Source organism: Pseudomonas sp. NFACC02 (assembly GCF_900110765.1).
Classification (GTDB): Bacteria; Pseudomonadota; Gammaproteobacteria; order Pseudomonadales; family Pseudomonadaceae; genus Aquipseudomonas.
The window spans coordinates 1-11,728 of record NZ_FOEO01000005.1; the positions used below are offsets into that span (position 1 = coordinate 1).

At 61.2% G+C, this 11,728-nt stretch carries 10 protein-coding genes; 5 read left to right on the forward strand and 5 right to left on the reverse strand.

The window, feature by feature from the left end; all coding sequences use genetic code 11:
* Nucleotides 1-463 precede the first annotated feature (463 nt).
* Nucleotides 464-781, forward strand: coding sequence for a hypothetical protein (locus tag BMY73_RS06155; protein ID WP_092405814.1), 318 nt, complete (start codon nucleotides 464-466; stop codon nucleotides 779-781).
* A gap of 222 nt (nucleotides 782-1,003) precedes the next feature.
* Here the strand turns inward: BMY73_RS06155 and BMY73_RS06160 are convergent, their stop codons facing one another.
* A complete protein-coding gene (locus tag BMY73_RS06160) occupies nucleotides 1,004-2,020 on the reverse strand; it encodes a zinc-dependent alcohol dehydrogenase family protein (RefSeq protein WP_092405816.1) in 1,017 nt (338 codons plus the stop codon).
* A gap of 208 nt (nucleotides 2,021-2,228) precedes the next feature.
* On the opposite strand from BMY73_RS06160, the gene BMY73_RS06165 reads away from it, so the two are divergent.
* Complete coding sequence (locus BMY73_RS06165; RefSeq protein ID WP_092405818.1) at nucleotides 2,229-2,699, forward strand: RidA family protein; 471 nt, start codon at nucleotides 2,229-2,231, stop codon at nucleotides 2,697-2,699.
* A 45-nt stretch (nucleotides 2,700-2,744) separates the two neighbouring features.
* Here BMY73_RS06165 and BMY73_RS06170 read toward each other — a convergent pair whose 3' ends face one another.
* A complete protein-coding gene (locus BMY73_RS06170; RefSeq protein ID WP_092405820.1) occupies nucleotides 2,745-3,647 on the reverse strand; it encodes a LysR family transcriptional regulator in 903 nt (300 codons plus the stop codon).
* A gap of 99 nt (nucleotides 3,648-3,746) precedes the next feature.
* Between BMY73_RS06170 and BMY73_RS06175 the strand changes: the two genes are divergently transcribed.
* Nucleotides 3,747-4,919: an aspartate aminotransferase family protein gene (locus BMY73_RS06175; protein ID WP_092405822.1), complete on the forward strand. Its 1,173-nt coding sequence runs from the start codon at nucleotides 3,747-3,749 to the stop codon at nucleotides 4,917-4,919.
* Nucleotides 4,920-5,032: 113 nt separating this feature from the next.
* Here the strand turns inward: BMY73_RS06175 and BMY73_RS06180 are convergent, their stop codons facing one another.
* The 3 genes from BMY73_RS06180 to BMY73_RS06190 form a co-directional block, all read right to left on the reverse strand.
* Entirely contained in the window at nucleotides 5,033-6,268 is a 1,236-nt protein-coding gene (locus tag BMY73_RS06180) for a M20/M25/M40 family metallo-hydrolase (RefSeq protein WP_092405824.1), read from the reverse strand.
* A gap of 110 nt (nucleotides 6,269-6,378) precedes the next feature.
* Entirely contained in the window at nucleotides 6,379-7,323 is a 945-nt protein-coding gene (locus tag BMY73_RS06185; RefSeq protein WP_256570937.1) for a hypothetical protein, read from the reverse strand.
* A gap of 5 nt (nucleotides 7,324-7,328) precedes the next feature.
* Nucleotides 7,329-8,030 carry a hypothetical protein gene (locus tag BMY73_RS06190; protein WP_092406141.1) on the reverse strand — a complete coding sequence of 234 codons (702 nt, stop codon included), beginning with the start codon at nucleotides 8,028-8,030 and terminating at the stop codon, nucleotides 7,329-7,331.
* Nucleotides 8,031-8,249: 219 nt separating this feature from the next.
* Here BMY73_RS06190 and BMY73_RS06195 point away from each other — a divergent pair, with 219 nt between their 5' ends.
* Nucleotides 8,250-10,613 (forward strand): DNA polymerase II, encoded by a 2,364-nt coding sequence (locus BMY73_RS06195; protein ID WP_092405826.1) that lies wholly within the window; start codon nucleotides 8,250-8,252, stop codon nucleotides 10,611-10,613.
* A gap of 503 nt (nucleotides 10,614-11,116) precedes the next feature.
* Nucleotides 11,117-11,497 carry a COG4315 family predicted lipoprotein gene (locus BMY73_RS06200; protein ID WP_062381196.1) on the forward strand — a complete coding sequence of 127 codons (381 nt, stop codon included), beginning with the start codon at nucleotides 11,117-11,119 and terminating at the stop codon, nucleotides 11,495-11,497.
* Nucleotides 11,498-11,728 lie beyond the last annotated feature (231 nt).

An 11,728-nucleotide genomic window follows, 5' to 3' on the forward strand; every position in this document is an offset into this window, starting at 1 on the left:
CCGACGACGACAGGAACAGGATCAGTTGAAGGCTGCTCAGGGCAGCCTTCAACTATGAAACATATTTACCGGACACTAGTGACGCTCCGCGTGGTTACGCCGCGACTGACGCTCTGCGTCAACGTGGACGCGGAGCGTCCTGGCAGGCATTCCCACGCAGAGCGTTGGAACGATCCTGGATCCTCTGCACCCCACCTACGCTACGGCCTGCGGCCAGAAGCAAAGTCGCACGCGGCCAGATGAATGCGCGGCGCGCTGTTATCCCCGATTCAGAGAAAAGCCACCCACCGCCAATTGACAATCCCCAGGCCGCTTCTCTAGGATGCCGCTCATGCGCCGATTTAAACAGCTACTTGCGGGGCGCCTGATGCCGTGAAAACGCCGTCGAAATACCGCTAAAGCGCTGGTTCGGTGTTGCCTCTCACCGCTGCCCAGCGGAACACTGAGGCAGAGAAAACTCACGATGAGCACCCAATCCAATCCGCGCCCCCTCGTTCGTCTGGCACCTATCGCCAGTCAATTCAATCGTCGTAATCCAAAAATCCTGCTGGGCGGTTCCCATCAGCCCACGCTGTTGCGATACCTCGACGGCTGGCCCCGTCGCCAGAATGGCCCTCACGCGTTTCTCATCCAGTTCATTGACGCTGATGAATCCCTTGAACGCTTCACCAACGACCAGTTTGACCTGGCGGTCGTGCAGGCGCCTTGCGCCGAGCAGGCTGACGCGGTGATTCGTCACCTCACGCGCATTGCCCGCCAGGGTCTCATCACGCGTTGCTGATAAAGAGGTTCTGAGCGAATTCACGCCAGACTGGCCCAAGGCTCAGGCGCACGCTAGCCAAGTGACGTCATTCGTTCAGGTCGACAGGGAATCAAAACACGGGGGGAGCGGGGAAGTGACTTTCCACTGGCGTTTACCCTCGACTTCAGTAAACGCCCAGACGTGATACAGATCGCTCGGCAAGGCGGGGCTGCGCGATCATGAGGCAGAGACAGGCGTCTCTCAACGCACCATGAGCACCACGCGACCACGCACCGGATCTTCGTCCAGATGGTGATGCGCTTTGCCGAACTGCTCGAACGGCCAGGTGCGATGAATGTCCGGCTTGAGCAGGCCCTGAGCGGTCAGCGCATTGATCGTGTCGAGCGCACGCTTCATCGCAGGCCCATCCTGTTCGATACCCAGTTCAGGTTTGCCGGTGAAGTTCTCCAGGCAATGCACGAAAAAACGCATGTTCTTCCGGAAAGCCTGCAGCGCCGGGAACGGCGTCTTGTTGCCGCCGCGCAGGCCGTACAGCACGAGGCTTCCGCGTGGGGCGAGGACGTCGCCGAGCATCGACATCTGCATGCCGCCGAAGCCGTCGAACACGGCCTCGATGCCTTGACCTTTGGTCAGTGCTTCGATGCGCAGGCAGATATCGTCTTCCTCGGTCACGATCACACGTTCGGCGCCATTGGCCAGCAGGTATTCGCGATCCTCGGCATGTTGAGTGGCCGCGATGACACGCAGGCCCAGTGCCTTGCCCAACTGTACGAAGGCAATGCCGGGGCTGTACGCGGCGTCGGTCACCAGCACGGTCTGTCCGGCTTGAACCTTGGCCAGATCAACAAAAGCGAAGTACGCCAGCAGCATCGGCGTGTAGTGAACGCTGGCTTCGACCGGGGTCAGGGTGTCGGGGTAACGGGTCAATGCGTTGCGCGGGACCAGCACGTGGTCGCCGCACACCGGGTAATCGTTGGCGCTCATGGCCTTGAAGCTGGCGACTTTATCGCCGACCTTCAGGTCGGTCACGTCGCTGCCGACCGCTTCGACGACGCCGGCCATTTCGCTGCCGATCCCGGCGGGCAACTGCACGTTGGTCAGCGCAAGGTTCTGCCGCCACAACACATCGTCCCAGCTGATACCGATGGCTTCGGCACGAACCAGCACTTCCTGTGGACCCGGCAAGCGGTCAGGTTGCTCCTCGCAGCTGAGCACATCGGCTTTGCCGAAGCGGTGAAATTTGATGGCGCGGGACATTTTCAGCCTCGACTCATTGGATGAAGGGTGTAATGACTGTATCGACGCAGGCCTATTCACACTATTTCTGTCTGTCGATACCCGACATGCCCGTAATCAATTGCGATGCGGGGAACTCCTGACATGACCTGCCAGGGCGCGCCAGGCGATGTGGGTTTATGATTCGGGCGCGGGACACCCACCAACTTTCGAACAACGGGGACTGACAATGTCGTGTGATGTGCGCTTCAAACAGGCGTGTGAGCGGTTGGGGTATGACTTCGATGGCGAGATCAAGATCGGCGGCAACTACGTGCCGCTGGTGCGTCATGAGGATCAGATCTACATCAGCGGGCAGATTCCCCGAGTAGGTGACACGGTGGTCGTCACGGGAAGGGCCGGGGCCGATGTCACACTGGAACAGGCGCAACTGGGTGCGAAAATCAGCGCCTTGCGCGCCATCGCGTTGCTGCAGCGCAGCCTGGGCAGCCTCGACAAGATCAAGCGCGTGCTGCGCATGACCCTGTTCGTGCAATGCACCGACAGCTTCACCCAGCAGAGCGAGGTGGCCGATGGTGCTTCCGAGTTGCTGTTTTTTGTGTTGGGTGAGGCGGGCGCGCATACCCGCAGCTCGGTCGGCGTGTATCAGTTGCCGAAGAATGCCACGGTGGAGATGGACCTGATCGCCATTGCCGATTAACCGGGCCGATGGCGCACCGCGTCGGAGGAAGACGTGTGGGCCGGCTCATTGCCCCCATGCCGCTAACGCACACGCCACAAAATGCCTGACCTTGGGCAAGCGGTAGCGGTCCTGCGGGTACATCAGCCACATCGGTCGACTTGGAGGCTGGTAACGCTGCAACAGCGGCACCAGTCGACCGCTTTGCAGGTCTTCGCTGATCAGCACATCCGGCAACATCGCTATGCCCATACCGGTCAGCGCGGCCTGACGCAGTGCCGGTGAGCTGTTGACGATCATGGGGCCGGACACCGGAATTTCCACCACGCCGTCGGGGCCGGTCAGTTTCCACAACTTGTCGGCCGCTCGCCAGTCGTCGCCGGCCGGGTAGGCGAATGCAAGGCAGCTGTGAGCGCGTAAGTCGTCTGCGGTCAGCGGTGTACCACGACGTTCGAGGTAGGCCTTCGAGGCGCAGATGGTCAGCGTGTAGTCATTCAACGGGCGTGCGATCAGCGCAGACGATTCGGGAACACCGAGGCGAATGGCCGCGTCGAAACCGTGCTCCACGAGGTCCATCAACTGGTTGCTCAACACCACCTCGACGTTGATTTCCGGGTAACGCAAGACGAAGTCGCTCAGCATCGGCGACAGGCGCTCGGCGCCGAAGGCCGGCGGTGCGGTGATGCGCAAGGTGCCGCTGGGTTCGGTCTGCAGGTGTTCGGCCATGCGCTCGGAGTCCGCCACCAACCCCAAGACGTCGACGCAGCGGCGGTAATACTGAAGGCCGAACTCCGTGAGGTTCTGGCGACGGGTCGTACGTTGCAACAGGCTGACCCCGAGTCGTTGCTCCAACGCTTTGAGGTGATTGCCGACCATCGTGGTCGACATTTCGCACTGCCGCGCCGCCGCCGTCATGCTGCCGCTCTCGACCACGCTGACGAAGACGTTCATTGCCTGAAAGACGTCCATTATCAAGCCCTGCTTTAAAGTGACTCAAGTAAGGCGATCTTTATACAGCATTCCGGGTTAACGATACTGGCCTCACTCAATCGTGATGGAGCCATGGACATGACCGCCGCCTGCCTGATGAACACTTACAAGCCGCTGCCCTTGAGCTTCGTCAGGGGTGAGGGCGCGCGACTTTGGGACGACAGCGGTCGCCAGTACCTGGACGCGGTGGCGGGCGTGGCAGTGACCAATGTCGGGCACAGTCATCCGTGGATCGTTTCGGCGATCAGCGAACAGGCCGGTTTGCTGCTGCACACCTCCAATCATTACCGCATCGACTGGCAACAACGGCTGGCCGCGAAGCTCACCCGGCTGTCAGGTCTGGAGCAGGTGTTCTTCAATAACTCGGGCGCTGAGGCCAATGAGACGGCGCTCAAGCTGGCCCGTCTGTATGGCTGGGCCAAAGGCATTGAGCAGCCGTTGGTGCTGGTGATGGAAAACGCCTTTCATGGCCGCACGCTCGGTACGTTATCGGCCAGCGACAACGGCACGGCCCGCCTGGGTTATCAGCCGATGTCCGGTGAGTTCGTCAAAGTGCCGTTCGGCGACATGGACGCGATCAAACAGGCCGCCCGGACCTACGGCGAGCGCATCGTGGCGGTGATGCTTGAGCCGGTTCAGGGCGAGGGCGGCGTCACGCTGCCACCGCCGGGGTATCTGAAAGCCGTGCGCGCGCACTGCAGCCAGAACGGCTGGCTGATGATCCTCGATGAAATCCAGACGGGCATCGGCCGCACCGGTCGCTGGTTTGCCTTTCAGCACGAAGGCATCGTGCCGGACGTCATGACCCTGGCCAAGGCGCTCGGCAACGGCATCCCGATTGGCGCCTGCCTGGCGTCCGCCGCCGTGGCCAGATTGTTCACGCCGGGGAGCCATGGCAGCACGTTCGGCGGCAATCCGCTGGCGTGTCGGGTCGGCTGCACGGTGCTGGATATCGTCGAACAGCAAGGCCTGTTGAACAACGCAGCAGGGCAGGGCGAGCGGCTGCTGGCACGTTTGCGTGAGGCGCTGGCCGGGCACCCCGATGTGTTGCAGATTCGCGGGCTGGGTTTGATGGTCGGCATCGAGCTGACCCGGCCCGTTCGTGACCTTTGCCTGACTGCCGCCCAGGAGTACGGTGTGCTGATCAACGTCACCCGCGGACAAACCATTCGGTTGCTGCCGCCGTTGATCATCGATGAGCAGGAGGTGGAGCACATCGTCAGTGCGGTGGTGGGGGCATTGGGTGGTTGACGGGCGTGCAGGCCGCTGTTGACTGAAGGTCCGTGAAAGCCTGGCTAACAAACCTGGCTAACACGGCCTTCGGCCAGAATCAAAAACAGCGAGTCGTGGCCTTTGCAGATGTGCTACTTCGCGGACAACTCCATGATCATCGCCACCGTCAGGTACAGCCTGGGCGCGATGCTCGACAGGTCGGCGTATTCGTCGTCGGCGTGCAGTCCTGCGCCGACCACGCCCATGGTTTCCAATACCGCAGGCTTCTGGCTGTCAGGCACGTACGCGTATCCGGCGTCGGTGCCGAAACGCATGGCGATCGGTTCGATCGTGCGACCGATCTTGCCGTACAGCGTTTGTGCGGTTTTCGCGAGGTCTTCCGACGCGGGGTTTTTCACCAGCGGTGGGCGGCCTTTGTCGAGGCGAAAGCTCACTTGCGTCCCGTCGATCAGCGTGTTCTGCACGATCCGTTGACCGTCAGCCAGGACGCGGTCCGTTTCGCTCAGGTCCGAATAGCGCATGTCACCTTCGGCGGCCGCGCTTGAGGGAATGATGTTGCGCTTTTCGCCGCCCTTGATCAGAGTCCAGTTCACCGTCGTGCCTTTGGCCGGATCGCCAAGGTCTTTGAGCTGAACCAGTTGATGGGCCAGTTCCATCGCGGCGTTGCGTCCGGCTTCAGGCGCGGAGCCCGCATGCGACGACTTGCCCTTCACGTCCACGAAAACACCGTTGATGCCGTTGGTGGCAACGGTCACCGCGTCCTTGTCGGGCGGTTCGTACGAGAACACGTAGTCGTGTTTTTTGGCCAGGTCGGCGATGATTTTCTTCGAGCCCGACGAGCCGGTTTCTTCGTCCGGGTTGAACAACACGGTGATGGTGCCGAAGTCCTTGAACTTCTGATCCTGCAGCAGTTTGAGCGCGTGCAGCACCATGGCCACGCCGCCTTTTGCGTCGGCCACACCGGGGCCGTAGGCGCGCTCCGCATCGACGCGGAACGGCCGTTTCGCGGCGGTACCGGGTCCGAACACGGTGTCGTAATGAATCATCAGCAGGAAGGTTTTCGTGCCGTCGCCCTTGATCGTGCCGACGATGTTGTCGCCCGCCGAGGGTGTGGCCGGTGTGGTTTCGACCGTCGCGCCCAGTGCCTTGAGCCGCTCGACCAGCACCGCGCTGACAGTCTTCAATCCGGCGGCCTGTCCTGTACCGGTGTCGATGTCCACCAGTTGTTTGACGGTGGCAAGGTAAGGTTTCTGTTCGGCTTCGGCTTTTTTCAGCAGTTGATCGGGCGGCAGGTCGGCGGCGAACGCCAGTGAGCAGAGCAGAGAGGCGGCGACAGCGGTCGCCAGAGAGGTACGTCGAACAAGCATGCTGGATCCCTCAGAAGGTGTGCGAGTCATCTTCTGATACCTGTGTGGCCCGGCTTGTTCCCTGATGGGGGCAGACAGGTCCGCGTCATCGCTGACGCGAACCCTCCAGGTCAGGGCTGTGGCGAGGGCACAACCTGGGCGGGCGCCCCGGCAACCTGCTGCAACGCGGGCCAAAGCGTCGAGTCTTCCAGCTTCACGGGGGCCGACCTGACGGCGCCATCAAGGCTGCGGTAGCGCACGTAGGTGTCGCTTGAGGACAGCAACTGACCTCGCTCCACGTGGCGTTGACCATTGATCACGAACCGAATGGTCTGTTCGCGTCCCGCGTTGCCTTGTGCCTGCAGATCCTGAGCCAGGACTTTCATCGACTCATCGATACTCGCGTTCAGCACGCGGGTGACGTTCGCCAGATCGAGCTGGCCATCGTCGATGCACGACGCTCCACACCGCCTAAACGACTGGCTGAAGACCTCGATGCGGGCGTGATAGAGCGCCGAACCGGCGATGTCCTGAAGCTCGACTTCGTTGAGCAGACTGAAGCTGCCCCGGTCGGGCGCCAGGACGATGTGGGGCCGTACCACGAGCCGTCCGGCAATCGGGTTTTGCGCTTGCCTGAGACCCGCTTCAGCGCTCGCTTGCCGGTAACGCTGCTGCAGCTGGCCATCGAGGGGATTACCCGCCAGCAACGATGCCATGGGCCTGGCGTCTTTTTCGGCTTCATTGCGAGCATCGCGCTCCAGCGCGCCACTGCCCATTTGCGAATGAAGCGCGCCGAGCACCAGAAGTCCGGCAAGTCCCGCACCGTGCGCCGCATTGGCTGCGTTCTGGCTGGTCTGCTGGGCCGCCATCGCGGTCTTGGCGTCAATCACCATCGAGGCAGTGACGAAGTCTTTCGCCGGCATCTGCACGTCAACCTGTAAGCCGTGATCGTTGATGTAACGCATCGCAGCAGGGTCGTTGAAGCTTCGTGATGGCGCCGGGGACTGGGCGCAGCCGCCGAGCATCAGTCCGAGCGCCGCCCCCAGGCCGATGTGCAGGCCTGTCCTTAGGCTCAACCGCTTCATTTATTGAACGCAGACAGGATTTGTTGACGGCTGCCATCCAGCGCCTGGTAGAAGGCATTGGACAGGTTGCTGTACCCCGGCTGGTCCCATTCACCCTGGGCAGGCTGCACCACCACAAACGGCTTGTACCACACCAGTCGGCTGTCCTTTGGGTCGACCAGCATGCCAACCCCGCCGACTTGAGGCGTCGGAACACTGGTCGGCACGACGCTGTAGTAACTGCGGAATGCACCTGTGGTGGTGTAAGAAATCAATAGAAGACGGTCTACGCCGTATTTGCTTTTCAGGTCACTGATGTTGCGCGCCAGGTAACCTTCGCGTTTTTCGGTTTCTTTGAATGTTGTCAGGTCGATCGCGTCAGGAATGCGTTTGGCATTGAGACCTTTGGCTTTCAGGCTGGCGACGACTTCATCCGGCAGGCTTTCGAGGTCGTGCAGTTCCCAGGCGCTGACCTGATCGCTGAGCTTACTGTTCACCCCTTTGTTGATCGCCAGATCCAGCAGACCCTGATTGCCGGTCAACGCCAGTTGCGGCGCTGGCAACGGGCTCAGGGCAACGCCTATGACGGGATCTTTGTCATTCCAGAATTGGGCGTCGAGGTCGATGGGCTTCTGGACGAAGCTGGAGCAGCCGGTTAGCACGGCGGAAGCGGACAGCAAAACGATGACAAAGCTGTAGCGGATGAGGCGAGCGATCATGGGCAAATCCCTTTGAATGGCGTTGAACTTTTTTGGTGGCATGATGATGGCGTGTTGCGGGTGGCATAGTGCCATAAATTTTGTTTATTTGGCGCCAAATTTTTGATCATTGCTCATTTTTGAGAATCTTGTGGCGGCGACGACGACAGGGTGACGCGCTTTCATTCGCCGATGGCCGTAGAATCCCGCCTCTGAAATACGGTTTTTGAGGTTGCAGCGGTGGAATTACAGCAGGGCTTCGTCCTGACCCGGCATTGGCGCGACACCGACGCAGGCACGGAGGTGGACTTCTGGTTGGCCACCGATCAGGGCCCGCGGCGCCTCAGGCTTTCTCCGCAGGTCTCCACCGCATTCATTCCCGAACAGCACCGTGAGCGCGCCGAGGCGGTGCTGCGCAACGAGAAGGACGTCGAGCTCAAGGCGCTGGACCTGTGTGATTTCCGCCATCGTCCCGTTCTGGGGCTGTACACCCGCCAGCATCGCCAGCTCATGAACCTGGAAAAAGACCTGCGCCGCGCCAGCGTCGACGTCTACGAAGCCGATGTGCGCCCGCCCGAACGGTATCTGATGGAGCGCTTCATCACTGCGCCCGTGCAGTTCAGTGGAACGCCGGACGCTCAGGGCGTCCTGCTCGACGCACAGATGAGGCCGGACCCCGGCTATCGGCCACGGCTGAAACTGGTGTCGCTGGACATCGAAACCACCGAGCGGGGCGAGTTGTATTCCATTGCACTGGAAGGCTGCGGCGAACGTCAGGTGTACATGCTCGGGCCGGCCAATGGCGATGCCTCGCAGGTGGATTTCAAGTTCGACTACTGCGACAGCCGCGAAGAGTTGCTGGAAAGACTCAACGAGTGGCTGGCGCGGCACGATCCCGACGCGATCATTGGCTGGAACGTGGTGCAATTCGACCTGCGCGTGTTGCACGAGCATGCCCGGCGCCTGAACGTCCCGCTGCGGCTTGGGCGCGACGGCGAGGCCATGGGCTGGCGCGAGCATGGGGCGCGCAATAATCACTTCTTCGCCTCGGCGGCGGGGCGTTTGATCATCGACGGTATCGAGGCGCTGCGCTCGGCGACCTGGAGTTTCCCCTCGTTCAGTCTGGAAAACGTCGCGCAAACGCTGCTCGGTGAAGGCAAGGCGATCGACAATCCCTACCAGCGCATGGACGAGATCAACCGCATGTTCGCCGAGGACAAGCCGGCGCTGGCGCGCTACAACCTCAAGGACTGCGAGCTGGTCACGCGGATATTCGAGAAAACCGAGCTGCTGACGTTTCTCCTGGAGCGTGCCACGGTCACCGGATTGCCCGCTGACCGCAGCGGCGGTTCGGTGGCGGCGTTCGAGCACTTGTACATGCCGCTGATGCATCGCCAGGGGTTCGTCGCGCCCAACCTTGGCGAGCGGATGCCGGAGGCCAGTCCCGGTGGTTTCGTCATGGACTCTCGCCCCGGCTTGTATGAGTCGGTGCTGGTGCTGGACTACAAGAGTCTGTATCCGTCGATCATCCGCAGCTTTCTCATCGATCCGGTGGGACTGATCGAAGGCCTCAAGCATCCGGACGACAGTGAATCGGTGGAAGGCTTTCGCGGAGCGCGTTTCTCGCGTACCCGGCACTGCCTGCCTGCGATCGTCTCGCGGGTCGCCGAAGGTCGCGAAGCGGCGAAACGCGAGCGCAATGCACCGCTTTCGCAAGCGTTGAAAATCATCATGAACGCCTTCTACGGGGTGCTCGGCTCCAGTGGTTGCCGCTTCTTCGATACGCGCCTGGCCTCGTCGATCACCCTGCGCGGTCATCAGATCATGCGTCAGACCCGCCAGCTCATCGAGGCGCAGGGTTACGAGGTCATTTACGGCGACACAGACTCCACGTTCGTCTGGCTCAAGCGTCCCCATGGCCAGGAAGAGGCCGCGCAGATCGGCAGGGCGCTGGTCCAGGGCGTCAACGACTGGTGGCGCGAGCACCTGCGCGACGTCTATCAGTTGGAAAGTGCGCTGGAGCTGCAATTCGAAACCCACTTCAAACGTTTCCTCATGCCCACGATCAGGGGGGCCGAGGAGGGCAGCAAAAAACGCTATGCCGGCCTCGTCACGCGGGCCAACGGCGAAGACGAAATGGTCTACAAGGGCCTCGAAACCGTGCGCACCGACTGGTCGCCGCTGGCCCAGGCGTTCCAGCAGGAACTGTACCTGCGCATTTTCAACCGACGGCCGTATCAGGATTACGTGCGCGATTATGTGCGCCGGACGCTGGCGGGCGAACTGGACGATCAGTTGATCTACCGTAAACGCCTTCGCCGGGCGCTGGACGACTATGAACGCAACGTCCCGCCCCACGTGCGCGCCGCGCGCATTGCCGACGCGTACAACCTTGAGCAGGGCCGTCCGTTGCAATACCAGAGTCGCGGCTGGATCAGCTACGTGATCACCGTCGCGGGCCCGGAGCCTCTGGAAGTGCGCAGTACGCCGATCGACTACGACCACTACATCACCCGGCAACTGCAACCGATCGCCGACGCGATCCTGCCGTTCGTGGACGACGATTTCGAAACGCTGATCGGCGGGCAGATGGGGTTGTTTTGAAGGGGGGACTTCCCGGCTCCTTCGCGAGCAAGCTTGCTCCCACAGATTCCGAGGCAGCCACGGGCTCCGGGTTTCCCCGATAACTGTAGGAGCCGTCCGAGGTTACGAGGGTCTGGGCCGCACTCGGACGAATGCGGTGTGCCATTTACCGGCGATGTCATTGTTCCACCGCATTCGCCAGCAAGCCGGCTCCCACAGGTCTGCGGTCTGGACACACGTTCGTGCTTCAACCCGGGACCCTGTGGGAGACGTCCGAGGTTACGAGGGGATGGGCCGCAATTCGGACGAATGCGACGGGTCAGTCACTGTTGATGGTGCTCACCCACCGCATTCGCCACCGTCGTAACCTCCAACAGCTCCTGAAATATTTTTTCAACGGCATGGAATAAACCCCCTTCGACAGACGTTTACCTGTACTGCTTGCGCCGATCGGTGCCAGCAGCGGGAGCCTGGAAGGTTTCTGGCGTTTGCTCCCTACTCGAAAAACAATCAAGGAGTTCACCATGCTGAAGAACATCATCCTCACCGCCGCCGTCGCCCTGACCTGTGCCTCCAGCCTGGCGTTTGCAGCCAGCCCGGCGATGACCGGCAAGACTGACAAAGGCGAAGTGCTCACGGATCACAAGGGCATGACCCTGTACACCTTCACCAAGGACAGCGCCGGCAAATCGGCCTGCAACGGCGATTGCGCCAAGGCCTGGCCGCCGCTGATGGCCGGAGCAGATGCGAAGACCGAGGGCAAGTACAGCGTTGTGACCCGGGACGACGGCAGCAAACAGTGGGCCTATAACGGCATGCCGCTCTACACCTGGACCAAGGACACCAAAGCGGGCGACACCACCGGTGACGGTTTCAAGGACATGTGGAAAGTCGCTAAACCCTAAAGCCGGCGCGGGCTTCCACCCCGGCCGTTTGGACGTTTTTCGATGAAAGAAGGGGCGACTGCGTTTGGTCGCCTTTTTCAATTTCAGAAAAGCAAGCGCTTGCGTGAAACGTTTCAGCTGTTCTAGAGTGTTTCACATTGATTCTCCAAAGCAGTTCCCGAGCGCCGCCCGATCACGAGGTGGCCCAGGCATAAAAACAACACGCCTCGAGGATACGAATGAACAGCTTGC